General features: G+C 70.0%; 19 protein-coding genes and 1 other RNA gene. 2 read left to right on the top strand and 18 right to left on the bottom strand.

Annotated features, from left to right (window positions below; all coding sequences use genetic code 11):
• Positions 1-50: 50 nt before the first annotated feature.
• The 18 genes from murB to TSH58p_RS14515 all read right to left on the bottom strand — a co-directional run bounded on the left by murB (position 51) and on the right by TSH58p_RS14515 (position 19,804).
• Entirely contained in the window at positions 51-959 is a 909-nt protein-coding gene (murB, locus tag TSH58p_RS14430) for a UDP-N-acetylmuramate dehydrogenase (protein WP_109469237.1), read from the bottom strand.
• A gap of 11 nt (positions 960-970) precedes the next feature.
• Complete coding sequence (murC, locus tag TSH58p_RS14435) at positions 971-2,386, bottom strand: UDP-N-acetylmuramate--L-alanine ligase (RefSeq protein ID WP_014241223.1); 1,416 nt, start codon at positions 2,384-2,386, stop codon at positions 971-973.
• Between the two features lie 7 nt (positions 2,387-2,393).
• Positions 2,394-2,660 carry a hypothetical protein gene (locus TSH58p_RS14440; RefSeq protein WP_109469238.1) on the bottom strand — a complete coding sequence of 89 codons (267 nt, stop codon included), beginning with the start codon at positions 2,658-2,660 and terminating at the stop codon, positions 2,394-2,396.
• The gene (gene murG, locus TSH58p_RS14445) at positions 2,657-3,796 is read right to left on the bottom strand and encodes an undecaprenyldiphospho-muramoylpentapeptide beta-N-acetylglucosaminyltransferase (protein WP_109469239.1); all 1,140 of its coding nucleotides are present in this window, start codon (positions 3,794-3,796) and stop codon (positions 2,657-2,659) included. Before murG ends, TSH58p_RS14440 begins: the two co-directional genes overlap by 4 nt.
• Before the next feature lie 5 nt (positions 3,797-3,801).
• The gene (gene ftsW, locus TSH58p_RS14450) at positions 3,802-4,923 is read right to left on the bottom strand and encodes a putative lipid II flippase FtsW (RefSeq protein WP_199230261.1); all 1,122 of its coding nucleotides are present in this window, start codon (positions 4,921-4,923) and stop codon (positions 3,802-3,804) included.
• Entirely contained in the window at positions 4,923-6,326 is a 1,404-nt protein-coding gene (gene murD, locus TSH58p_RS14455; RefSeq protein WP_109469240.1) for a UDP-N-acetylmuramoyl-L-alanine--D-glutamate ligase, read from the bottom strand. Before murD ends, ftsW begins: the two co-directional genes overlap by 1 nt.
• 13 nt (positions 6,327-6,339) lie before the next feature.
• Entirely contained in the window at positions 6,340-7,425 is a 1,086-nt protein-coding gene (mraY, locus tag TSH58p_RS14460) for a phospho-N-acetylmuramoyl-pentapeptide-transferase (protein ID WP_014241218.1), read from the bottom strand.
• Positions 7,426-7,435: 10 nt separating this feature from the next.
• Positions 7,436-8,932, bottom strand: a complete 1,497-nt coding sequence (locus TSH58p_RS14465; protein ID WP_109469241.1) for a UDP-N-acetylmuramoylalanyl-D-glutamyl-2,6-diaminopimelate--D-alanyl-D-alanine ligase — start codon at positions 8,930-8,932, stop codon at positions 7,436-7,438.
• On the bottom strand, positions 8,929-10,341 hold the full coding sequence (locus TSH58p_RS14470) for a UDP-N-acetylmuramoyl-L-alanyl-D-glutamate--2,6-diaminopimelate ligase (protein ID WP_247874324.1): 1,413 nt from the start codon (positions 10,339-10,341) through the stop codon (positions 8,929-8,931). The genes TSH58p_RS14465 and TSH58p_RS14470 overlap by 4 nt, the downstream gene beginning before the upstream one ends.
• A gap of 37 nt (positions 10,342-10,378) precedes the next feature.
• Positions 10,379-12,184, bottom strand: coding sequence for a penicillin-binding protein 2 (locus tag TSH58p_RS14475; RefSeq protein ID WP_109469242.1), 1,806 nt, complete (start codon positions 12,182-12,184; stop codon positions 10,379-10,381).
• Positions 12,181-12,876, bottom strand: coding sequence for a hypothetical protein (locus TSH58p_RS14480; protein WP_109469243.1), 696 nt, complete (start codon positions 12,874-12,876; stop codon positions 12,181-12,183). The genes TSH58p_RS14475 and TSH58p_RS14480 overlap by 4 nt, the downstream gene beginning before the upstream one ends.
• On the bottom strand, positions 12,873-13,883 hold the full coding sequence (rsmH, locus tag TSH58p_RS14485) for a 16S rRNA (cytosine(1402)-N(4))-methyltransferase RsmH (protein ID WP_109469244.1): 1,011 nt from the start codon (positions 13,881-13,883) through the stop codon (positions 12,873-12,875). The genes TSH58p_RS14480 and rsmH overlap by 4 nt, the downstream gene beginning before the upstream one ends.
• Positions 13,880-14,380, bottom strand: coding sequence for a division/cell wall cluster transcriptional repressor MraZ (locus tag TSH58p_RS14490; RefSeq protein WP_109469245.1), 501 nt, complete (start codon positions 14,378-14,380; stop codon positions 13,880-13,882). The genes rsmH and TSH58p_RS14490 overlap by 4 nt, the downstream gene beginning before the upstream one ends.
• 554 nt (positions 14,381-14,934) lie before the next feature.
• Positions 14,935-15,352: RNase P RNA component class A (rnpB, locus tag TSH58p_RS14495), an RNA gene on the bottom strand.
• Positions 15,353-15,414: 62 nt separating this feature from the next.
• Positions 15,415-16,125 (bottom strand): N-acetylmuramoyl-L-alanine amidase, encoded by a 711-nt coding sequence (locus TSH58p_RS14500; protein WP_109469246.1) that lies wholly within the window; start codon positions 16,123-16,125, stop codon positions 15,415-15,417.
• A gap of 23 nt (positions 16,126-16,148) precedes the next feature.
• Positions 16,149-17,027 carry a DMT family transporter gene (locus TSH58p_RS14505; protein WP_109469247.1) on the bottom strand — a complete coding sequence of 293 codons (879 nt, stop codon included), beginning with the start codon at positions 17,025-17,027 and terminating at the stop codon, positions 16,149-16,151.
• Positions 17,024-18,847, bottom strand: coding sequence for an ATP-binding cassette domain-containing protein (locus TSH58p_RS14510; RefSeq protein WP_109469248.1), 1,824 nt, complete (start codon positions 18,845-18,847; stop codon positions 17,024-17,026). The genes TSH58p_RS14505 and TSH58p_RS14510 overlap by 4 nt, the downstream gene beginning before the upstream one ends.
• Before the next feature lie 219 nt (positions 18,848-19,066).
• Entirely contained in the window at positions 19,067-19,804 is a 738-nt protein-coding gene (locus tag TSH58p_RS14515) for a TerB family tellurite resistance protein (protein ID WP_014241207.1), read from the bottom strand.
• Positions 19,805-20,125: 321 nt separating this feature from the next.
• On the opposite strand from TSH58p_RS14515, the gene TSH58p_RS14520 reads away from it, so the two are divergent.
• On the top strand, positions 20,126-20,680 hold the full coding sequence (locus tag TSH58p_RS14520) for a GNAT family N-acetyltransferase (protein ID WP_109469249.1): 555 nt from the start codon (positions 20,126-20,128) through the stop codon (positions 20,678-20,680).
• A gap of 125 nt (positions 20,681-20,805) precedes the next feature.
• A complete protein-coding gene (locus TSH58p_RS14525) occupies positions 20,806-24,414 on the top strand; it encodes a hydantoinase B/oxoprolinase family protein (protein WP_109469250.1) in 3,609 nt (1,202 codons plus the stop codon).
• Positions 24,415-24,627: the final 213 nt, after the last annotated feature.

Genomic DNA, 24,627 nt, shown 5'->3' on the forward strand with positions numbered 1-24,627 from the left:
TTCGTTTGCGCGTGAGCGGGGGGGAGAGGGAGAAAGATTGCGGTGGATGGTCATGGCACGCCGACCCGCTTGATTTCCCACTCCAGCGTGACGCCGGAGGTCTCGAACACGCGGCGCCGGACCTCTTCGCCCAGCGCCTCCAGCTCCGCCGCGGTGGCGGTGTCCTGGTTGATGAGGAAGTTGCAGTGCTTCTCCGACACCTGCGCGCCGCCGATGGTCAGGCCGCGGCAGCCGGCCTGGTCGATCAGCTCCCACGCCTTGTGGCCCGGCGGGTTCTTGAAGGTGGAGCCGCCGGTGCGCGAGCGGACCGGCTGGGTGTCGGCGCGCTTGCCGGAAATCTCCGCCATGCGCTGGGCGATCTCCGCCGGGTCGCCGGCCGCGCCGCGCAGGGTGGCGCCGGTGAAGATGACGTCCTCCGGCACCCCGGCGTGGCGGTAGGTGAAGCCCATCCCGGCGTTGTCGTAGGACACGCGCTCGCCCCGGCGGGTCACGCCCTGGGCGGCGACCAGCACGTCCTTGATCTCGTGGCCGTAGGCGCCGCCGTTCATGCGCAGCGCGCCGCCGATGGTGCCGGGGATGCCCGACAGGAACTCCAGCCCGGCGATGCCGGCGTCGCGCGCCACGGCGGCGACGTTCAGGTCGAGCGCCGCGGCCCCGGCCTCCAGCGTCAGCCCGTCCGCCGCGATGCCGGCGAAGCCGCGGCCCAGCCGGATCACCACGCCGGGAATGCCGCCGTCGCGGATCAGCAGGTTGGAGGCGACGCCCAGCACCGTCACCGGCACGTCGTCCGGCAGCCCGGCCAGGAAGTCCGCCAGATCGTCAGCGTCCTCCGGCCGGAACATGACCTCCGCCGGACCGCCGACGCGGAACCACGTCACGTTGGCCAGCGGCGCGGCGGCGGTCAGCCGTCCGCGGCAGGCGGGCATCCGGTCGATGAGGGAGGCGGCGGTGGTTGTCATCGGAAGACCCGTCACGCCTTGCCCGACAGCTTGTCCAGCTCGCCCGGCAGGGCGTTGGCCCACTGGGTGATGTTGCCGGCGCCCAGGCAGACCACGAGGTCGCCGGACCGCGCGATCTCGCGGACGAGCTGCGGCAGCTCGTCCGGGCCGTGCAGGGCGAGCACCTGACGGTGGCCGTGCATGCGCAGCCCCTCGACGAGGCTGTCGCGGTTGACGTTCTCGATCGGCTGCTCCCCGGCGGCGTAGACGTCGGCCACGATCACCGCGTCGGCGTCGTTGAAGCAGGTGCAGAACTCCTCGAACAGGTTGGCGAGGCGCGAATAGCGGTGCGGCTGCACGACGGCGATGGTGCGGCCGGTGCCGGCGGTGCGCGCGGCCTTCAGGACGGCGGCGATCTCCACCGGGTGGTGGCCGTAATCGTCGATGACGGTGATGCCGTTCGATTCGCCGGTCTTGGTGAAGCGGCGCTTGACGCCCTGGAACTTCGCCATGCTGTCGCGCATCACCACGTCGGGCAGGCCCATCTCGTTGCCCACCGCGAAGCAGGCCAGCGAGTTCTGGACGTTGTGCGGCCCGTACATCGGCAGGCGGACGCCGATGATGGTCCGGCTCTCCCCGGTGTGGCGGTCGTCGATGACCACGTCGTACTCCGCGCCCTCGGTGCCCAGCCGCATGTTCACGGCACGCACGTCGGCCTGCGGGCTGAAGCCGTAGGTGATGATGCGGCGGTCCGACACGCGCGGGATCATCGCCTGCACCTCGGGATGGTCGATGCACAGAGCGGCGAAGCCGTAGAAGGGGATGTTCTGGACGAAGCTGTCGAAGGCGGCCCGCATGTTGTCGAAGGTGCCGTAATAGTCCAGATGCTCGGGGTCCATGTTGGTGACCACGGCGATGCAGGCGGGCAGCTTGATGAAGGTGCCGTCGCTCTCGTCCGCCTCGACGACCATCCAGTCGCCGGAGCCCAGCCGCGTGTTGGTGCCGTAGGCGTTGATGATGCCGCCGTTGATGACCGTGGGGTCGAGGTTGGCGTGCTCCAGCATGTTGCCGACCATCGAGGTCGTCGTGGTCTTGCCGTGGGTGCCGCCGATGGCGATGGCCCATTTCAGGCGCATCAGCTCGCCCAGCATCTCGGCGCGGCGGACGACCGGGACCAGGGCGGCGCGGGCGGCGACGACCTCCGGGTTGTCGCGCTTGACGGCGGAGGAGACGACGACGACCGCGGCCCCGGCGATGTTCTCCGCGCGGTGGCCGATGCTGATCTGGATGCCCAGCCCGCGCAGGCGCTTGACGTTGGCGCTCTCCGCCAGGTCGGAGCCCTGGACGGTGTAGCCGAGGTTCCTCAGCACTTCGGCGATGCCGCTCATGCCGATGCCGCCGATGCCGACGAAATGGATGGTGCCGATCGAGAGGGGGAGGGCGCGCATGTCTGGATTACTTTCCGCGGCGGAGCATCAGGCTGAGGGTGGCGTCCACGGCCATGTCGGACAGGCCGTAGGGAAGAGGCTGGGCGCCGGTGGCGACGTGCAGACGGTCGCGCAGGAAGCCGGCGCCGGCGCGGGGCAGGAGCGGGCAGTCGGGCCGGTTGCTCCAGGCGCCTTCGGTCCGTGTCATGTCCGCCGGCCAGTCGCCCAGGGGCCGGGACGAGGGGGGCCGGGACGAGCGGGGGCGTGCGATGGTGCTGCGCGTTGCCTTGTTCATTCCGCGGCTTCCTTGGTTCGGGCGTGGTTCGGGTTGGCGATCATGTCGAGCACGGCGTCGGCCAGCCGGCGCGCGGCGTCGGCCATGCCCCAGCCGTGGGCGGCCTGCGCCGCGGCGGTCAGCGCGTCGGGCGACTCCAGCAGCGCCGTCAGGCGGGCGGCGAGCGCGTCGGCGGTGAAGTCCGGCTGCGGCATCACCCAGGCGGTCCCGGCGGCGGCGAGCTGCCGCGCGTTGGCCGTCTGGTGGTCGTCCATGGCATGGGGATATGGCACCAGGATGGCAGGGCGCCCGATGCAGGTCAGCTCGGCGATGGTCGAGGCGCCGGCCCGCGTGATGGCGAGATGGCAGGCGACCAGCCGGTCCGGCACGTCGCGGAAGAAGCTCTCCAGCTCCAGCCCGCCGAGCCCCATGCCGGCGTAAGCGGCGCGGGCGGCCTCCAGATCCTCGGGCCGGCACTGCTGCGCCAGATGGATGCGGGCGCGCAGGTCGGCGGGCAGGCGGCCGAGCGCTTCGGGGATGACCTCGGAGAAGACGCGGGCGCCCTGGCTGCCGCCCATCACCAGGATGCGGACGGGGCCGCCGGGGGCGGGAACGGCGTAGGCGGCGTCGCGCTGGGCGGCGACGGCCGGGCGGACCGGGTTGCCGGTGCGGACGAGGCGCGGGCGATGCTCCTCCTTCACCGAGGCGACCTCCGGGAAGGCGACGGCGATGCGGCGGGCCGCGGCGGCGAGCATCCGGTTGGCGCGGCCCAGCACGGCGTTCTGCTCGTGCAGCATCACCGGCACGCGGCCTTGCGCGGCGGCGTAGACCGTGGGGACGGAGGGGTAGCCGCCGAAGCCGACGACGGCCGCCGGCTTCAGGTGGCGCATCAGCGCGTTGGCGCCGAGCAGGCCGAGGCCCATCTGCCACGCCGCGTTCATCTTGGCCAGCAGGTTGCCGCCGGGGGCGGCGGAGCGGATGCGGTGGACCGTCACCTCCGGCAGGCTGTCGCCGAAGGCCTGGCCGCGCTTGTCGGTGACCAGCGCCACCGCCTCGCCGCGGGCCAGCAGCTCGCGCGCCAGCGCTTCCGCCGGGAAGAAATGCCCGCCGGTGCCGCCGGCGGCGAGGATGATGGGGCGTTGCGTGGTGTCGGCCATGCTCGTCACTCCGCCGGGCCGAAGCGTTTGCGGGTCAGCGCCAGCACCATCCCCATGCCGAAGCCCAGCGCCAGCAGCGAGGAGCCGCCGTAGGAGATGAAGGGCAGCGTCATGCCCTTGGTCGGCATCAGATGCAGGGCGGAGCCCATGTTGATCGCCGCCTGCAGGCCGAACTGGATCAGCAGGCCGCTCGCCGCCAGCAGCACGAAGTAGTTGGTGTCGTTGAACACCCGCGCGAAGCCGCGCAGCACGATGAAGGCGAACAGCAGGATGATGATCAGGCAGAAGATCAGCCCCATCTCCTCGCCGGCGACGGCGAAGATGAAGTCGGCGTGGCTGTCCGGCAGCGAGTATTTCACCGTGCCCTGGCCGGGGCCGGTGCCCATCAGCCCGCCGTTGGCGAAGGCCTCCAGCGAGCGGCTGACCTGATAGGTGTCGCCGCTCGACGGGTCGAGGAAGCGGTTGATGCGGCTGTGGACGTGCGGCAGCGTGAAATAGGCGCCGACGAGGCCGGCCACGCCCAGCACGCCCAGGCCGCCGACCAGCATGATGTTCAGCCCGGCCAGGAAGAACTGCGAGAACCACACCGCCGACACCACCACCGTCATGCCCAGGTCGGGCTGGAGCAGCAGGCCGCCGACGGTCAGGCCGTAGAGCAGGATCGACAGGATCGTGCCGGGAAAGCCGGGGTTGGTGCGCGACAGCGAGAACAGCCACGCCCCGACCACCGCGAAGGCCGGCTTCACGAACTCCGACGGCTGGATCGACAGGCCGGGGACGTGGATCCAGCGCCGCGCGCCCTTGATCTCGACGCCGACGACCAGCGTCGCGTAGACCAGCGCCACCGCGATCAGGAAGACCACCAGAGCCGCCCGCCGCACGCCGCGCGGGCTGAGCAGCGAGACGCCGCACATGATGGCGACGCTGGGGATCAGCATCATCAGGTGGCGTTCGACGAAGTAGAAGGTGTCCTGGATGCCGATGCGCTCCGCCACCGGCGGGCTGGCCGCGGTGATGAGGACCGTGCCGAGCGCCATCAGCACCGCCAGCGCGGCGAGCTGCCAGCGGTCGACCGTCCACCACCAGCGGCCGAAGATGGATTGGTCGGTGCGGTCGAAGGTCATCATCAGGCGCGGTCCCCCGGAACGGCGTTGCCTTCGAGTCGGTTCACGGCGTCGGCGAAGGCCTCGCCGCGCTTCTCGAAATTCGCGAACTGGTCCCAGGAGGCGCAGGCCGGCGACAGCAGCACGCAGGCGCCGGGCAGCGCCTCGGCCAGCGCCAGCTCCGCCGAGGCGTTGACCGCCACGTCCAGCGTGCCGCAGCGGGTGTGCGGGACCTTGTTGGCCTCCAGCCACGCGGCGAAGCGGTCCGACGCCTCGCCGATCAGGAAGGCGTGGCGGACGCGGGGCGCGTAGGCCTCCAGCCCGTCGAGACCGGTCTCCTTCGCCTGACCGCCGAGGATCCAGTAGATCGGGTCGAAGGTCGCCAGCGCCTTTTCCGTGGCGTCGGCGTTGGTCGCCTTGCTGTCGTTGACGAAGCGCACGCCGTCGATGGTCCGCACCAGCTGCTGGCGGTGGGCGAGGCCGGGGAAGGTGGTCATGGCGGCGACGATGGCCGGGGCCGGCACGCCCGCCGCCTTGCAGGCCGCGAAGGCCGCGGCGGCGTTCTGCCAGTTGTGCGTGCCGAGCAGCGCCGGGAAGGCGGCCAGCTCGGCCACGCGCTCCGCGGCGCCGAAGGTGTCGTCGACCAGCCAGCCGTTCTCGGCGTAGACGCCTCCGGGCACCGGGCCCAGGGCGGAGACCGGCCAGATCACCTGATCGCCCTTGGCCTTGAGGTCCTCCCAGATCGCCCGGCAGGTCGGGTCGTCGACGCCGATCACCGCGGTGCGCGGCTTGGTCTGGCGATGGAAGATCAGCTTCTTGGCGGCGACGTAGCCGTCCATGCCGCCGTGCCGGGCCAGATGGTCCGGCGTGATGTTGAGCAGCACCGCCACGTCGAACGTGATCGAGTAGGTCAGTTCCAGCTGGTAGCTCGACATCTCCAGCACGTAGCTGCCGCCGGCCCCCACGGAGGGGAAGGTCAGCGCCGGGGTGCCCAGGTTGCCGCCGACGGCGATGCGCCGCCCGGCGGCCTCCATCACATGGCCGATCAGGGTGGTGGTGGTGGACTTCCCGTTGGTGCCGGTGATGCCGATGTAGGCCGAATCGCGCTCCGACCGGGCCAGCAGCTCGATGTCGCAGACCAGCTCGATGTTCGCGGCGCGGGCGCGCAGGGCCACCGGATGGGGCTTCGGGTGGGTGTGCGGGATGCCCGGCGACCAGACGATGGTGGTCAGCTCGGTCAGGTCCGCCGTGGTCAGGTCGACGACCTTGTAGCCCTTGTCGAGGGCGGCGGCGCGGCTGGACTCGTTGTCGTCCCACACCCACACGTCGGCGCCGCTCTGGGTGAGCGCCTCCGCCGTGGCGAGGCCCGACTTGCCCAGCCCCATGACCGCCACCGGCAGTCCTTCCATGTAGAACAGGTTGATCATCGGGGGGCGACCCTCAGCGGAGCTTCAGCGTGGACAGGCCGACCAGGGCCAGGATGGAGGCGATGATCCAGAAGCGGATGACCACGGTGGACTCCGCCCATCCCTTCTTCTCGAAGTGATGGTGCAGGGGCGCCATGCGGAACACGCGCTTTCCGGTCAGCTTGAACGAGGCGACCTGGACGATCACCGACACGGTCTCCAGCACGAACAGGCCGCCGATGATCGCCAGCACGATCTCGTGCTTGGTGACCACGCTGACGGCTCCCAGCGCGCCGCCGAGGGCCAGCGAGCCGGTGTCGCCCATGAAGACCATGGCGGGGGGCGCGTTGTACCAGAGGAAACCGATCCCCGCACCGACCAGAGCCCCGCAGAAAACGGCAAGCTCACCAGCACCGGGCACATGGTGAATCTGGAGATAGTTGGCGAAGATCGCGTTGCCGGTGAGGTAGGCGATCAGGCCGAAGCAGCCCGCCGCGATCATCGTCGGCACGATGGCGAGGCCATCCAGACCGTCCGTCAGGTTCACCGCGTTCGACGCCCCGACCATGACGAAGGCGCCGACGGGGATGAAGAACCAGGAGAGCTGGATCAGGAAGTCCTTCACGAAGGGCACGGCCAGACCGCCGGACAGCGGCGGCGCCGACACATACATGATGGCGGCGGCGGCGGAGACGCCGATGATGATCTCCCAGGTCAGGCGGAAGCGGCCCGACAGGCCCTTGGTGTTGCGCTTGGTCAGCTTCAGATAGTCGTCGCCGAAGCCGATCAGCCCGTAGCCGATCGTCACCAGCAGCACGATCCAGGTGTAGGCGTTGGTCAGGTCGACCCACAGCAGCGTGCTGATCGACACGGCGATCAGGATCATCAGGCCGCCCATGGTGGGCGTGCCCTTCTTCTTCATATGGCTTTCCGGCCCGTCGGAGCGGATCGGCTGGCCCTCGCCCTGCTTGCGTTTCAGCCACGCGATCAGGCGCGGAAAGAACACGAAGCTGATGACGAGCGCCGTCAGCACCGCGCCGCCCGTCCGGAAGGTCAGATACCGGAACAGGTTGAACGGCGTGAAGACGTCCGCCAGGGGGAAGAGCAGGTTGTAGAGCATCGTGGAGCGGTCAGCCTTTGTGCCCGTGCGCCGCGGCCTGATCCGTGTCAGCCGCGGGCGAGGAGCCGTTGTTGTTCTTTTCGGTTTGCTTGTTGTCTTTGGTGTCCAGGGCGGACAGGGCGTCCACCACCGTCGCCATGCGGCTGCCAAGGGACCCCTTGATCAGCACCACGTCGCCGCCGCGCACCGCGCCGGCGAGAAGGGGGGCCAGCTCGGCGCTGGTGTCCGTCCAGGCGCCGCGCATGGCGGCGGGCAGGCGGTCGAACAGGGCGCGCATGTGCGGGCCGCAGGCGTAGACGGCGTCCACATGCGCGGCGCGCAGCGGCTCGGCCAGCGCGGCGTGCAGGGCGTCGGCGCGGTCGCCCAGCTCCCGCATGTCGCCCAGCACGGCGAGGCGCCGGCCCCCGGCGCCGGGGTCGATCTTGCCGAGCACCGCGAAGGTCGCGGTCATGGCGGCGGGGCTGGCGTTGTAGCTCTCGTCGATCAGGGTGAAGGCGCCCTGCGCGGCCTGGACGCGCTTGCGCGTGCCGCGGCCCTTCACCGGCGCGATGGTGGACAGGGCGCGGGCCGCCGCGGCGACGTCGGCGCCCAGCGCCTTCACCGCCAGCAGCACGGCGAGGCTGTTCATCACCCAATGCCGGCCGGGCAGCGCCAAGCTGTAGTGGATGCGCTCGCCCCGGATAATCGCGGTCACGGCGCTGCAGGTGGCGTGCAGGGAGCAGTCCACCAGACGCGCATCGGCGTCGACGTGGGAGCCGAAGCTCCAGATGCGGCTCAGCCCCTGGGTGCGCGCGGCGGCGAGCAGCCGCCCGAAATGCGGGTTGTCGCGGTTGAGGACGGCGACCCCGTTGGGGTTCATGCCCTCGAAGATCTCGGCCTTGGCGTCGGCGATCGCCTCGACGGAGTCGAAGAACTCCAGATGCGCCGCCTCGACCGTGGTGATGATCGCGACGTCGGGCATCACCTGCCGCGACAGGGGCCCAAGCTCGCCCGCGTGGTTCATGCCCAGCTCGAACACGCCGAACTCGCTGTCCTCCGGCATGCGGGCCAGCGACAGGGGCACGCCCCAATGGTTGTTCAGGCTGCCTTCGGTGGCGAAGGTGCGGCCCTGCGCCGACAGGACGTGGCGCAGCGCCTCCTTGGTGCTGGTCTTGCCGACCGAACCGGTGACGCCCACCACCCTGGCCTGGGTGCGCAGCCGCGCGACGTGGCCGAGATCGCCCAGCGCCGCCAGCGTGTCCTGCTCCACCGCCAGAAGGGAGGCGTCGCCCGGGACGCCGGGCGGCACGGTGCTGACCAGCGCCGCGGCGGCGCCGGCCTCCAGCGCCTTGGCGACGAAGTCGTGGCCGTCGAAGTTCGGCCCCTTGATGGCGACGAACAGGTCGCCCGGCGCCACCTTGCGGCTGTCGATGCTGACCCCGGTCGCCGCCCAGGAACGCGTCGCCTGGCCGCTGGTGGCGGCGGCGGCATCCTCGGCGGTCCACAGGACGGTCTTGGCCTCGCTCATGCTGCTCCAACCTCCGCCACGGCGGCTCGTGCCTCGGTCGCGTCGTCGAAGGGAAGGACCTCCGTCCCGACGATCTGACCATGCTCATGTCCCTTGCCGGCGACGACCAGGACGTCACCGGGCTGAAGGCTGCGGACGGCGGCGCGGATGGCCTCGCGCCGGTCGCCGATCTCCTCCAGGGCCGGATGGCCCGCCAGGACCTCCTTGCGGATGGCCGCCGGCACCTCGGTGCGCGGGTTGTCGTCGGTGACGATGGCGCGGTCGGCCAGACGGCCGGCCAGCTCCCCCATCACCGGCCGCTTCCCGCGGTCGCGGTCGCCGCCGCACCCGAACACCGCGATCAGGCGGTTCCGGGCGTGCTGCTTCAGCGCCAGCAGCACCGTTTCCAGCGCGTCGGGCGTGTGGGCGAAATCGACATAGACCGCCGCCCCGCAGGGGTGGGTGGCGACGTGCTGCAGGCGCCCCGGCACGCCCTCAAGGCGGGTCAGGGTGGCGAGAGCCTCGTCACGGTCCGCGCCGGAGCCGATCACCAGGCCGAGCGCGCACAGCACGTTCCACGCCTGGAAGCGGCCCGCCAGCGGCAGGTCCACGGTGAGATCGCGGCCCAGGACCGTCAGGTCCAGGCGCTGGCCGTGGGCCAGCGGCTCGACCCCGTTGACCCGGATCTCGCGACCGGCCAGACCGTATCCGAAGACGCGGTGACCGCGCTGTGAACAAATCCCGGCAAGCTCGGCGAATGTGCCGCTGTCGGCGTTCAGGACGGCGGTTCCCCCATCGGGCAACACCCGTCCGAACAGCATCGCCTTGGCCTGGAGGTAGGCCTCCATCGTGCCGTGGTAGTCCAGATGGTCGCGGGTCAGGTTGGTGAAGCCGGCGGCCTTGAGGACCACCCCGTCGAGTCGGAACTGCTCCAGCCCGTGGCTGGACGCCTCCATCGCCAGATGCTCGATCCCCTTGTCCTTGACGGCGGCGAGGTCGCGGTGGAGCGACACCGGGTCCGGGGTGGTCATCCCGCCGTAATCGTCCAGCCCCGGCCCGATCAGCCCGAGCGTGCCCAGGCTGGCCGCCTTCAGGCCCATCAGGTCCCACATCTGGCGGGCGAACTGGACGGTGGAGGTCTTGCCGTTGGTGCCCGTCACGGCGACGACGGTGTCCGGATGCCGCCCGTGGAAGGCGGCGGCGAGGCGCGCGAAGAGACGGCGCGGCTGCTCGTCCGCCACCAGGATCGCGGCGCTGCCGGCGGGCAGGACGGTCCCGACCGGCGCCACCACCGCGACGGCGCCCTTGGCGAGCGCGTCGGCGATGAAGGCGCGCCCGTCCACCTTCGCGCCCGGCAGGGCGGCAAAGACGAAACCGGGCCTGACCGCGCGGCTGTCCGCGGTCAACCCGGTCACAGTGATGGCCGGCACCTCGACGGCAGGCCCCCCGATGGAGGAGGGCGCCGCGTCAGCGGGGCTTGTTGCCAGCAGGTGGGACAGAAGCAACGGTGCTGCCTTTCGGTTGCGCGGGCGGAGGCGGCGGTGCGGGTGGGGTCGTCTGACCGGCGGTGTTGATGTAGGTGGCGTTGATGACGTCGGGGGAAGCCTCGTCCACCGGCTGGACGCCGAGCAGCGGGCCGATCTGCTTCACGATCCGGCCGACCGCGGGAGCGGCGACCCAGCCGCCGGTGGCGAAGCCGTAGGTCTTCTTGGTGCCCTTCGGCTCGTCCACCAGGACATAGACGATGTAGCGGGGATCGTGCATCGGGAACGCCCCGAGGAACGACGACATGCGGGAGTTCCGGGCGTAGCTGCGGCCCTTCTGCTTCTCCGCCGTGCCGGTCTTGCCGCCGACGACGTAGCCCTTGGCGTTGGCCGACTTCGCCGTGCCGTCGGTGACCACGAAGCGGAACAGGCGGCGCATCATCGCCGAGGTCTTCGGGCTGATGACCTGCTCGCCCGGCACCTCGACCGCGGGGTCGCGCTTCAGCAGGGTCGGCGGGTGCAGCACGCCGCCGTTGATGATCGAGGCGGCGGCGTTGACCGTGTGCATCGGGCTGACCGACATGCCGTGGCCGAAGGAGATGGTCATGGTGTTGACCTCCCGCCACGGGTTCGGCACCAGCGGCCAGCCGTTCTCCGGCAGCTCCAGCGAGGTCGGGCGGGTCATGCCCAGCTTGGTCATGAAGGACTTCTGGTGCTGCACGCCGAGCGTCAGCGCCATGCGCACCGAGCCCAGGTTCGACGATTCCTGGAACACCTCGGCCACCGTCAGGTTGTGGCGGAAGGGGTGGTATTCGCGGATCGTGAAGCGGCCGACCTGGATGTTGTTGATGGTGTCGAAGGTGTCGGAGACGCGGATCTTCCCCGAATCCAGCGACATCGCCGTGTTGAAGATCTTGAAGGTGGAGCCCATCTCGTACACGCCGAGCGTCGCGCGGTTGAACAGCGTGTCCGGGTCGAGCCCCGTCGGGTTGTGCGGGTCGAAATCGGGCAGCGAGACCATCGACATGACTTCGCCGTTGCGGACATCATAGATGATGCCGGTGGCGCCGATGGCGCTGAACTCCTCGATCGTCGTCTGCAACTCCTTCTTCATGATGTGCTGAAGGCGCAGGTCGATCGAAAGCTGCAGCGGCTTCGGGTCGGTGGTCAGCCGCTTGTTGAACTGCTGCTCCAGCCCGGCGAGGCCGTTGTTGTCCACGCCGGTGAAGCCGACCAGATGCGAGGTCAGGTTGGAGGCCGGGTAGAAGCGGCGCTCCTCCCGTTCGAAATAGACGCCGGGCAGGCCCAGGCGGAACACCGCCGCCTGCTGCTTGGGCGTCAGGTTGCGCTTGATCCAGACGAACCGCTTGTCGCCGCTGAGCTTGGTCAGCAGGTCCTTGTAGTCCAGCTCCGGCAGGGCGGTGGTCAGCTTGCGCGCCACCTCGTCCGGCCGGCTGATCAGCTTGGGGTCGGCGTAGAGCGACTGCGTGGCGAGCGAGGTCGCCAGCAGGTTGCCGTTGCGGTCCACGATGTCGGCGCGGTTGACCGGCGGGGCGTCGACCTCCGCGGCCATGCGCGGGCGCGGTTCCGCCGCGTGGTTGAACAGGGTCGCGTCCACCAGCTTCACGCCGATGGCGGAAAAGACCACGGCGACCATGGCCGCGGTCACCATCAACCGGTTCCGGCTCTGCTCCAGCGCGACCGACAGCGACGTCCGCGGCTTGGAAGCCGGGGGCGGGACGCTGTAGGCGCCGTGCGCGGGATCGATGCCGGGCGGCGGAACGCTCATCGGTTGGCTCCGAGACGGGCGACGAGAAGACCGATGCTGTCATGCTGGGCCGGAGGAGCGGCCGGGGCGGCCGGCGGCGCCAGCGTCCGCGCGGTGACCGGCGGCTTGGTGGCGACCTCCGTCGGCCTGGTCGTCACCACCGGGGCCGGGGCCGACTTGGCGGCGGAGGGCAGCGGAGGGGCCTTGGCCGAGGCCGGCACGATGGCCGAGGGCTTGATCGGGGCCGGCTTGATCGGCGAGGCCGAGGCCGGAATGACCACGCCACCCTGGACGCCCCCCTGGACACCGCGAACGATGGCGCCGCCGCCGACGACGCTGTCCCCGGTGGAGGCCGTCGCCACGTTCGGCGCCTTGCCCGGCGTCTGGTTGCGGACCATCGGCGGCAGCGGGGCCTCCTCCGGCGCGACGGTGGGCGAGGGGCGCATCGGCACGATGTTCATCGCCACGAACTGGCGCGCCTCGGTCGGCTGCAGCGCCAGATGCTCGCGCGACAGATTCTCAAGACGGGTCGGGTCGTTGAGGAAGCTCCACTCGGCCTTCAGGACCTGGATGGCCTCCTGCTCCACCATGATCTTGCGGTTGAGCGAGCCCAGCCTTTCCTCCAGCTCCTGAACCTCGTAGCTGGTCTCGAACAGGACGAAGCCGGCGGCGGCGATCAGGCCACCCCAGAAAAGTGCGGATTTGTATTTCATGCCGCCTCCTTGCCGGGCGCCGGATAGGCCGGCGCCGCCGTGCGTTCAGCCGCGCGCAGCCGGGCAGAGCGCGCGCGTGGGTTGCTGTGGGCTTCCTGGTCCGTCGGCACGATGGGCTTGCGCGACAGGAGCCGGAAGGATGGGGAACGCGCGTCCGCCGCGAGGCTCGGCGCGTGTCGGGACGGGGAGGGCGGGGGCGAGGAGCGTTCCTTCAGGAACGTCTTCACTTCCCGGTCCTCCAGCGAATGGAAGGAGACGACGGCGAGGCGGCCGCCGGGCTTCAGCAGCGATTCGGCGGCGGCGAGGCCGCGGCGCAACTCGCCCAGCTCGTCGTTCACATGGATGCGCAGCGCCTGGAAGGTGCGGGTCGCCGGGTCGATGGCGTCGCCCTTCCCCTTCGGCACCACCGACCGCACCACGTCGGCCAGCTGCTTGGTGCGCGCGAAGGGGGTTTCCAGCCGCGCGGCGACGATGGCGCGGGCCACGCGGCGGGCCATGCGCTCCTCGCCGTAATGGAAGACGATGTCGGCCAGCTCGGCTTCCGAGGCGGTGTTCACCACGTCGGCGGCGGTCGGCCCGTCGCGTCCCATCCGCATGTCGAGCGGGCCGTCGAATCGGAAGGAGAAGCCGCGCTCCGGCTCGTCGATCTGCGGGGAGGAGACGCCGATGTCCAGCGCCACGCCGTCCACCGATTCGACGCCGTGCTCGGCGAGCAGCCGGTCCATGTCGCCGAATCGGCCTTCGACGATCTCCAGCCGGCCCGGATAGGCGAGGGCGAGCTGGCGGCCGCGCCCGATGGCTTCGGGATCGCGGTCGATTCCCCAGACCCGGCAGTCGGCACGGTCGAGAATCGCGCGGGAATAGCCGCCGGCGCCGAAGGTGCCGTCCACATAGACGCCGCCGTCGCGCGGGGAGAGCGCGTCCACGACCTCGTTCAGCAGGACGGAGATGTGCGGCGAGGCCGGGGCGGAGGAGACGGGAGCGGGGGCAGGGGGCTTCACGATCATGCGCCCTCCCCTCCCCGGCCGGCGGCGGCGGCGCGGGACGCCTTGGCGACGATCTGGCTCAGCGAAATGTCCTTGCGCACGACCTGGTCGCGCAGCGTCTGTTCATGGGCCTTCAGGGCGCCGGGCTCCCAGATCTGGAAGGTCTTGCGGCGGCCGATGAAGGCGGCTTCCTCGTCGATTCCGGCGAATTCGGCGAGTTCCTTGGGCAGGACGATCCGACCTTCGGTGTCCAGCGAGACGGGGATCAGCTTGCCGAAGATGAAGGTCTCGATCATGTCGCGCTCGTCCGAATCCAGATCGGGGGATTCCAGGCTTTCGGAAAGCACGTCGAGATAATCCTGATCGGCGCCTTCCAGCGCCTGATGATTCAGCGAAGGCCAGAGATAGACGGTGCCGGGAGCCGAAGTCTTGGCAAGCGACTGCCGGAACTGCGCCGGGATGGAGCAGCGGCCTTTCCTGTCAACTTTGTTGACGTATGTGGACAGGAAAATGGCCATCGGCCTGACGAACGCCCCCCTTATCCCGTTGCCGGACTTCGCCGTCGCGAAGCCCTATCCGCTCTTGCCGCTGAACGCGCCCGGTTTGGCTACCTTGGTTGGGTAGTTCCCCCTCCGAACTGGGCTTTCATGGGATAGCATGGGACAGTTTGGGCGTCAACGCCCCCTCTAGTATTCATATGGTGCTGTCAAGACTTTTGGCCCGATGTGTTGCCAGCGTGCAAATAGGTGAACGGAATCGGCGAGAATCGGCAATATACCAGCGCGCTAATGAGCGATTACGCGGCGTTGCCCCACAGAGTTCGCAGGATGTTCCGTGAGTCCCGCGAATGGTTCCCCCCATGTGGCTTTCCATAAAGGCGAATCGCACCCTACGAATGGTATAGCCTGCTGGGGTAACCTGCCGAGGTGTGGCATGGGACGGCATGGGAATTTGCCCCACAGTTATCCACCGGCTGTGGATGAAGCTGGGGACATCTGTGGACAAGGGGGCGCCATCCCAGGCCCGCGCTGCGGAAAAGGGGTGGTCCGGTGATCCGGAGGTGGTGGGGATAAACGCCAGATGGCCTGTAAGCCGGGTTTTGTCCTCAGGTTACCCTGATGGATGGCCATTCATCTGGGACGCCGGTTGCCCGGCGCCTCACGCAACCAACCCGGGCGGCGGCGCGGAAACGCGCTTGGCCCCAGACCATCCCGACCGATCGAGGATCAGCGGGAATGGCGGGCCGTGCCGCCCCTATTCGGTCTTGCTCCCGGTGGGGTTTACCGTGCCGCCCCTGTTGCCAGGCGCGCGGTGCGCTCTTACCGCACCCTTTCACCCTTACCGCCGGCACGAGGCCGGTGGCGGTTTGCTCTCTGTGGCACTTTCCCTAGGGTCGCCCCCGCCGGCCGTTAGCCGGCACCGTGTTTCCGTGGAGCCCGGACTTTCCTCCCCCGATCCAAAAGGTCGAAGGCGGCCATCCGGCCATCTGGCGCGGCACTGTGTACAGAGTCGCCGTTCGATTCGCAACGGTGTTCGGGGGCGATTCGGATTCTCAGCGCCCGGTCGTCCGCAGCAGGGCGCGCAGGCGGCGCAGCGTCTCCGGGTCGGGCTCCCCGGTCAGGCGTTCGGGGTGGAAATGGCGCTGGAAGGACAGCAGGACCCGCGATTCGGCGGTGTCGTACCCATAGCGTCCCAGAAGCGCCGCCACATCCTCCGCCGAGTCCTCCATGGAATCCGCCGGGTCGTCCGCCGCGGCGGGCTCGGGCCACAGCCCGATTCCGCGCGCGGCCAGCCCCGGCCAGTCGAACAGCTCGCCGGGGTCCTCCTTGCGGGCCGGGGCGATGTCGCTGTGGCCGAGCACGTCGGCGGGCGCGATTCCATGCCGGCCCATGATGTCCCGGCAAAGATCGGCCACGGCGGCCATCTGGACGGCGGGGAAGGGGCGGTAGCCGAACTCGTGCCCCGGATTGACGATCTCGATTCCGATGGAGCGGCTGTTGACGTCGGCCCGGCCCCGCCAGGAGGACAGGCCGGCGTGCCAGGCGCGCCGGTCCTCCGGGACATGGGCGTAGACGGTGCCGTCCTCGTCCACCGTGTAGTGGGCGCTGACCTGGGCGTTGGGATCGCACAGCCGGGTCAGCGCCGACTCGGCGGTGGGCATCCCCGTGTAATGGAGGATCAGCAACTCCACCCCCACACCCTCGGGGCGCGGCCCGTGGTTGGGGGAGGGGCGGTCGATGCATCCGGTGCCCGTGCGCGTCATGGTGTCCTCAGGTCGGGCTTTCCTCAGGTCGGATTCGTCACCTTCTCCGCCAGCGCCGTCGGGCGCCGCTTCACGATGACGGCCATGCCGCCCACGGTCAACAGCCCGCCCAGGACCAGCCGGAGCGTGAAGGGATCGTCCATCAGAAGAACGCCCGCCAGCACGCCGAAGACCGGCACGGTCAGCAGGAAGGGCATGGTCTGGTTGACCGAGTATTTCCGCAGCAGCGGGTACCACATCCCATAGGCGCCCATGGTCACGCCCACCGCCATGTAGGCGACGGAGCCCCAGCCCCACAGGGTGGCGTCGGTCAGGGCGGCCATCTGCCCCTCCTCGAACAGGAAGGAGAGCAGCAGGAGCTGCGGCGCGGCGAACAGCGCCATCCAGCCGTTCAGCGCGAAGCCGTCCACCCCGACGATCATCTTCATCTGGATGCTGGCCACGGCGAAGGCGAAGCTGGCGCCGAGGATCATGAACAGGGGCACCAGCGATCCGGACAGCCGGGGCTCGCCCGCGATCACCGCGACCCCCGCGAAGGCCGCGGCCATGCCGACGGCGCGGCGCCAGCCCAGCTTGTCCTTGAAGATCAGCGCGGCCAGCAGGGAGGAGAAGGGCACCTGCGCCTGCGCGGCGAGCGAGGCGGTGGCCGCGTCGATGCCGTTCAGCCCGGTGAACATCAGCGGGAAATGCACGGTCCCCAGCGTCACCGACAGAATCGCGATGGGCCGCACCGCGCTCCAGGGAATCCGCTTGAAGGGCAGGATCAGCGCCGCCACCGCGATGAAGCGCAGCGCCATGATGAACAGAGGCGGGAACTCGGCCAGCCCCCATTTCGCGACGACGAAGTTCAGGCCCCAGATCGCCATGACCAGGAGCGCCAGCAGCGAGTCGCGCAGACTCATCCGCGGCCGCCTTCCAGCTCCTCGCGCAGGGCCTCCAGCTCCAGCCAGCGCTCCTCGGCGGCGGCCAGCTCGTTCTGTTTCGCCTGCAACTGATCGGACGTCTTCTGGAACTTTGCGGCGTCGCGGGCGAACAGGTCGGGATCGGCCAGCGCGGATTCGAGCTTCGCCACCTCGGCGGTCAGCTTGTCCATGCGGGCGGGCAGGTCGTCCAGCTCCCGCTGGTCCTTGTAGCTCAGCTTGCCCTTCGGCTTGGCGGCCGTGGCGGCGGCGGGCTTCGCCTTGGCCGGTGCGGCAGCCTTTTCCTTGGGCGGCGGGCGCTGCACCAGATAGTCGGAATAGCCGCCGGGATACTCGGCGATCACCCCGTCCCCCTCCACCGCGATGGTGCTGGTGACCAGCCGGTCGAGGAAGTCGCGGTCGTGGCTGACCAGCAGCAGCGTGCCCTGGTAGTCGCCGAGCACGTCCTCCAGCAGGTCCAGCGTGTCCATGTCGAGGTCGTTGGTCGGCTCGTCGAGGATCATCATGTTGCTGGGCCGCGCGAACAGGCGGGCGAGCAGAAGCCGGTTGCGCTCGCCGCCCGACAGCGCCTTGACCGGGCTGTCGAGCTGGCGCGTGTCGAACAGGAAGTCGCGCATGTAGCCGGCGACGTGGCGCGGCTGGCCGTTGACCATCACGCTGTCGCCGCCGAAGGGGCACAGCACCTTGCGGATGGTGTCCTCGGGGTCCAGCCCTTCGCGCCGCTGGTCGAAATAGGCGGTTTCCATGTTGGTGCCCAGCCGGATCGTGCCGCTGTCGGGCTCCATCTGGCCGGTCAGCATCTTCAGCAGGGTGGTCTTGCCGGCGCCGTTCGGGCCGATCAGCCCGACCCGGTCGCCGCGCAGGATGCGGGTGGAGAAGTCGTTGACGACGGTCTTGCGGCCGTCCGCCGTGTCGAAGCCCTTTGAGATGCGCTCGGCCTCGATGACCAGACGGCCGCCGCGCTCGGCCTCGGCGACGGCGAGCTTGGCCTGCTGGCCGCCCTTGATGCGCTCGGCGCGGTCGGTGCGGAGCTGGAGCAGGGCGCGCACGCGGCCCATGTTGCGGGTGCGCCGGGCCGAGATGCCCTCGCGCAGCCACTTCATCTCGCCCTCGATCTTGCGGTCGAGCTTCTGGGCGGCGATCTCCTCCGATTCGAAGACCTCGGCCTGCCAGGTCTCGAACTCGGCGAAGCCGCGGTCGGTGGCGCGCACCGTGCCGCGGTCCAGCCACAGCGTGCGCTTGGCCAGCCGGTTCAGGAAGCTGCGGTCGTGCGAGATCAGCAGCAGACCGCCGCGGTAGGCCAGCAGTTCCTCCTCCAGCCACTCGATGGTGGGGAGGTCGAGGTGGTTGGTCGGCTCGTCGAGCAGCATCACGTCGGGGGCGCCGACCAGCGTGCGGGCCAGCGCCGTGCGCCGCGCCTCGCCGCCCGACAGGGTGTTGGGGTCGAGATGGCCGGGCACCTGGAGCCGGTCCAGCACGGCGTCCACCCGGTGCGCCTCGTCGCGCTCGTCGGCGGGCAGGCCGGCGGCGACGTAGTCGTGCACCGTGGCGCAGCCGGTGAAGTCCGGCTCCTGCGGCAGATAGGCGATGCGGGCGCCGGGCTGGGTGAAGACGGTGCCGCCGTCCGGCTGGATCATGCCGGCCAGCACCTTCATCAGCGTCGATTTGCCGGACCCGTTGCGCCCGACCAGACAGGCCTTGTCGCCCCGCCCGATGGACAGGTCGATGGTTTCGAACAGCGGACGGCCACCGAAGGTGACGGAGACGCCCTGGAGCGCGGTGATCGGAGCGGGAGGAGCCATGACCCAACGGTACGGTGTGCGGAGGTGTGCTTATATAGCGTGCGGTCCGCAGGCCCGCGACACCCGATTGCGCCGGGGCGGGGATGCACGGGGAGGGAAGGGGGACGTGGTTTCGTTGGGCCCCCCTCCCGACCTCCCCCCCGCTTCGCAGGGGGAGGAGCCGTTCCCTCCCCTGCGATAGCGGGGGAGGGTTAGGGTGGGGGCCCGACGAAAGCACCCTCACCCCCGCGCGCGCTCCTTCTCGATCCGGTCGAAGGCGGCGTTGATGGCGGCGACCTTCTGCGTCGCCAGATCCACGAACTCCTGCGGCATGCCCTGGGCGATCAGCACGTCCGGGTGATGCTCGCGCACCAGACGGCGATGCGCCGCCTTGATCGCCTCGTCGCTGGCGCGGCGGGAGACGCCGAGCACGCCGTAGGGATCGGTCTCGTTGGGCGTGCCGGCGATGTGGTGGCCGGCGACGATGCGCTCGAACTCCTCGTCGGTGAAGCCGAAGATGTGGGCAACGGTGCGCAGATACTCGACTTCCGTCTCGTGCAGCTCGTCGTCGGCCTCGGCGATGGCCAGCAGGCTGTCGAGCAGCTCCTCCAGAACGGCGCGGCGGTCCTCGAACAGCCCGGCGATCTGCTGGGCGTATTCCTCGAAGCCGTGGGTGTCCTTGCGGGCGAGGTCGAAGACGTGGCCCACCGTGTCCAGCTCCTCCGGCGGGACGCGGAACAGGCGCTTGAAGGTGTCCACCTCCACCCGCTTCACCACGCCGTCGGCGCGGGCCATCTTCGCCGACAGGGCGATCACGCCGATGGTGAAGGCGATGGACTTGGTGGCGTCCGCCGGGCCGCACAGGCCGCGGATGCCGCGCCCCACCGCATAGCCGGCGGCCAAGCCGATCAGGCCCCCGATCGGGCCGCCGATGGTGAAACCGGCCGCCCCGCCCAGGACGCTGCCCCAGATGCTCATTCGTATCCGCCTTTCGCCCGCGGGAGCAGCATACCGGCAGTCCGGCACCGCGCCAACCGGCCCATACTTTTTCGTTGTTTCCCAGCATCTTCGCGCGCCGCGCCCTTTTCATCCATTGGGGGTATGGGATTTTCCGGCGGGACGGGATGTTGCTGCGCTGCAACAGAGCCATGCCGTTGTCATCAGGGACCTTGCCCTTCGGTCCGGCCTTCGCCATGTTGCGCCGCAACAAACGAAGGCGGCCGGTGCAGGCCGCCGATGGGGAAGCGGACGACGCGAAGCGGTGCGATGTCCCGAATCACCAGCGCCACGAGTCCCCCCATGTCTGCCATCCGCAAGCTTCTCCCCGCCGAACGCGCTCAATACCGGGCGCATCTGCTGCGGCTGGACAAGGCGGACCGCTACGCCCGCTTCACCGGCACCGTCTCCGACGCGGTCATCGTCCAGCATTGCGACTCGCTCGACTGGACGCGGACCACGCTGCTCGGCCTGTTCGACCGCGGCGAGCTGCGCGGCGCGGTCGAGCTGTGCTTCGACCGGCTGCTGTGGCCCGGCGCGGCGGAGCTGGCGATCAGCGTCGAGAAGGGGTTCCAGGGGCGGGGCGTCGGCTCCACCCTGGTCCGCCGGTCGCTGGCCATCGCGGCCAACCGGGGCATCCGGCAGGTCCATATGATGTGCCTGGCCGACAACACCCGCATGCGCGCCCTGTCGCGCCGCTTCGGCGGACAGATGGAGCGCGACGGCGGGGAGTTCGCCATCACCTTCGACCTGCCGCGGCCCTCCCAGGTCTCGCTGGCGCTGGAGGCGTTCGAGGATGGGGCGGGTGCTGTGAATGCCATGCTGGACGGGTTGCCCGCGCTGCTCAAGGCGGCCTGACCGGACGGGCAGGAGGAGGGGGCGCATCCCACCCTTTCGTGCACCCCGTCTTGACCCGCGGCGGCGTATCGTCACACTCCCCGTCAAGACATCAGGCGTCGAGACAAGACATCAGGGAGTGGGGTATGGCGTCCCAAGCGCAGGGCCGGTGGCAGTTCTGGATCGACCGTGGCGGCACCTTCACCGACATCGTGGCGAAACGCCCGGACGGGTCGGTGGTCACGCACAAGCTGCTGTCGGAGAATCCGGAACGCTACCGCGACGCCGCCATCCAGGGCATCCGCGACCTGCTGGGCCTCGCCTCCGGCCAGCCGATCCCGGCGGAGGCGGTCGAGGCGGTGAAGATGGGCACCACCGTCGCCACCAACGCGCTTCTGGAGCGCAAGGGCGAGCGCACGCTGCTGCTGATCACCGAAGGGCTGGGCGACCAGCTCCGCATCGGCTATCAGGCCCGCCCGAAGATCTTCGCCCGCCACATCGTGTTGCCCGAACTGCTCTACGAGCGGGTGGCCGAGGTGCCGGAGCGGGTCAAGGCCGACGGCACGGTGCTGAAGGCCGTGGACCTGCGCGCCGTGCGGGTTCAGCTGGAGCAGGCCTACCAGGACGGCTTCCGCGCCGCCGCGGTGGTGCTGATGCATGGCTACCGCTTCCAGGACCATGAGAAGCAGGTGGCGGCGCTGGCCCGCTCCATCGGCTTCACCCAGGTCTCGGTCAGCCATCAGGTCAGCCCGCTGATGAAGATCGTCGGGCGCGGCGACACCACGGTGGTCGACGCCTATCTCTCCCCGATCCTGCGCCGCTATGTGGAGCAGGTGGCGGGCGAGTTGAACGGCGTCCGGCTGATGTTCATGCAGTCGAACGGCGGGCTGACCGACGCGCGCTGGTTCCAGGGCAAGGATGCCATCCTTTCCGGCCCGGCGGGCGGCATCGTCGGGGCGGTGCGCACCGCGCGCATGGCCGGCTTCGACCGGGTCATCGGCTTCGACATGGGCGGCACCTCCACCGACGTCTCGCACTACGCCGGGGAGTATGAGCGCGCCTTCGACACGGTGGTGGCCGGGGTGCGGATGCGCGCCCCGATGATGCACATCCACACCGTGGCGGCGGGCGGCGGCTCCGTCTGCTTCTTCGACGGGACGCGCTTCCGCGTCGGGCCGGAGAGCGCCGGGGCCAACCCCGGCCCGGCCTGCTACCGCCGCGGCGGGCCGCTGACCGTGACCGACTGCAACGTGATGGTCGGCAAGCTGCACCCCGACTTCTTCCCCCACGTCTTCGGGCCGGAGGCCGACCAGCCGCTCGACGCCGCCATCGTGCGCGAGACGTTCGCCGCTCTGGCCGAGGAGGTGAACGCGGCGCTGGGCACCGACATGACCCCGCATCAGGTGGCCGAGGGCTTCCTGAAGATCGCCGTGGACAACATGGCGAACGCCATCAAGAAGATCTCGGTCCAGCGCGGCTACGACGTCACCCAATACACGCTGAACGGCTTCGGCGGGGCGGCGGGGCAGCATGTCTGTCTGGTCGCCGACGCGCTGGGCATGCGGAAGGTCTTCCTGCACCCGCACGCCGGCGTGCTGTCCGCCTACGGCATCGGTCTCGCCGACACGGTGGCGATCCGCGAGCGCGCGGTGGAGGCCCGGCTCGACGACGCCCTGGTGGACGAGCTGACCGCCACGCTCGCCGCGCTGGAGGCCGAAGGGCGGATGGAGCTGGCCCGCCAGGGCGTGCCGGAGGACCGGCTGGCCGTTCTGCGCAAGGCGCACATCAAGGTGGAGGGCTCCGACAGCCCGCTGGTCGTCGATTTCGGGCCGCTCGACGCCATGGCCGCGGCCTTCGAGGCGGCGCACCGCCAGCGCTACGGCTTCATGATGGAGGGCAAGGCCCTGGTGGTCGAGGCCGTGTCGGTGGAGGCGGTGGGCCGCACCGAGAGCGCCGACGACCAGGACCTGCCCGGCGTCACCGGCGCCCTGCCGCGCCGCCTCGCCACCGTCACCCTGCACACCGGCGGCGCCGACCGCGAGGCGCCGGTGTACGACCGCGACCAGCTCCAGCCCGGCAACCGCGTCACCGGTCCCGCCGTCATCAAGGAGAAGATCGCCACGACGGTGATCGAGCCCGGCTGGATCGCCGAGGTGACCCGCAAGAACCACCTCGTCCTGACCCGCTTCGAGGAGCTGCCGCAGCGCCTCGCCATCGGCACCAGGGCCGATCCGGTGATGCTGGAGGTCTTCAACAACCTGTTCATGTCCATCGCCGAGCAGATGGGCTTCACGCTGGAGAAGACCGCCTATTCGGTGAACATCAAGGAGCGTCTGGACTTCTCCTGCGCCCTGTTCGACGCGGACGGCGGGTTGATCGCCAACGCCCCGCACATGCCGGTGCATCTCGGCTCGATGGGCGAGAGCGTGCGCGCCATCGTCGAGCGGCGCCAGGGGGAGATGAACCCCGGCGACGTCTACATGCTGAACGACCCCTATCACGGGGGCACGCATCTGCCGGACATCACCGTCATCACCCCGGTCTTCGACGAGGCCGGCGAGCGGGTGCTGTTCTACGTCGCCTCGCGCGGGCACCACGCCGACGTCGGCGGGATCACCCCCGGCTCCATGCCGCCGGACAGCACGACCATCGACCAGGAGGGCGTCCTTCTCGACAATGTCCAGCTCGTCGAGCGGGGCCGCTTCCTGGAGGAGGAGGTCGTCGCCCTCTTCACCGCCGGGCCGCAGCCGGCGCGCAACGTGGCGCAGAACCTGGGCGACCTGAAGGCCCAGATCGCCGCCAACGAACAGGGCGCGCGGGAACTGCGCCGGATCGTCGCCCAGTTCGGGCTGGAGACGGTCAACGCCTACATGAAGCTGGTCCAGGACAACGCCGAGGAGCAGGTCCGCCGCGTCATCGACGTGCTGACCGACGGCGAGTTCGTGCAGGAGCTGGACAACGGCGCGATCATCAAGGTTCGCATCACCATCGACAAGGACGAGCGGTCGGCGCGGGTGGACTTCACCGGCACCAGCCCGCAGCTCACCAGCAACTTCAACGCCCCGACGGCGGTGTGCCGGGCGGCGGTGCTCTACGTCTTCCGCACGCTGGTGGACGACGAGATCCCGATGAACGAGGGCTGCCTGAAGCCGATCGAGATCGTCATCCCGCCGGGCACCATGCTGTCGCCCAGCTACCCCGCCGCGGTGGTGGCCGGCAACGTGGAGACCAGCCAGTGCGTCACCGACGCGCTGTACGGCGCGCTCGGCGTGCTGGCCTCGGCCCAGGGGACGATGAACAACACGACCTTCGGCAACGAGCGCTACCAGTATTACGAGACGGTCTGCGGCGGTTCCGGCGCCGGTCCCGGCTTCGACGGGACGGACGCGGTGCACACCCACATGACCAACTCGCGCCTGACCGACCCGGAGGTGCTGGAATGGCGCTTTCCGGTGCTGCTGGACAGCTTCCGCATCCGCCGCGAATCGGGCGGGGCGGGGCGCTGGCGCGGCGGCGACGGGGTGGTGCGGCGCCTGAGGTTCCTGGAGCCGATGACCGCCGCCATCCTGTCCAACCACCGCCGCGTGCCCCCCTTCGGCCTGAAGGGCGGCGCCCCCGGCCAGATCGGGCGCACCTGGGTCCAGCGCACCGATGGGTCGGTGGAGGAACTCGGTCCCCAGGACAAGACCGCCATGGGGGAGGGCGACGTGCTGGTCGTCGAGACGCCGGGCGGCGGCGGCTACGAGGAGGCGTAGGGTCTCAGTTCCCTCTCCCCTCTGGGAAGAGGGTTAGGGTGAGGGGGGTGCGCGTGTCGTACGTCCGGCAAAGGCGCAACCCCCTCACCCTCCCCGCGCCTGTGGCGCGGGTCCCCTCCCTCTCCCCAGGGGGGAGAGGGCTTTTGCTGCGGCACCCACCCATGCGCGCGAGTCGCTTGTCTGCGCGGGCGGCGGGGCTTAGCTTCTCCGGTC

The organism is Azospirillum sp. TSH58 (assembly GCF_003119115.1).
GTDB lineage: Bacteria > Pseudomonadota > Alphaproteobacteria > Azospirillales > Azospirillaceae > Azospirillum.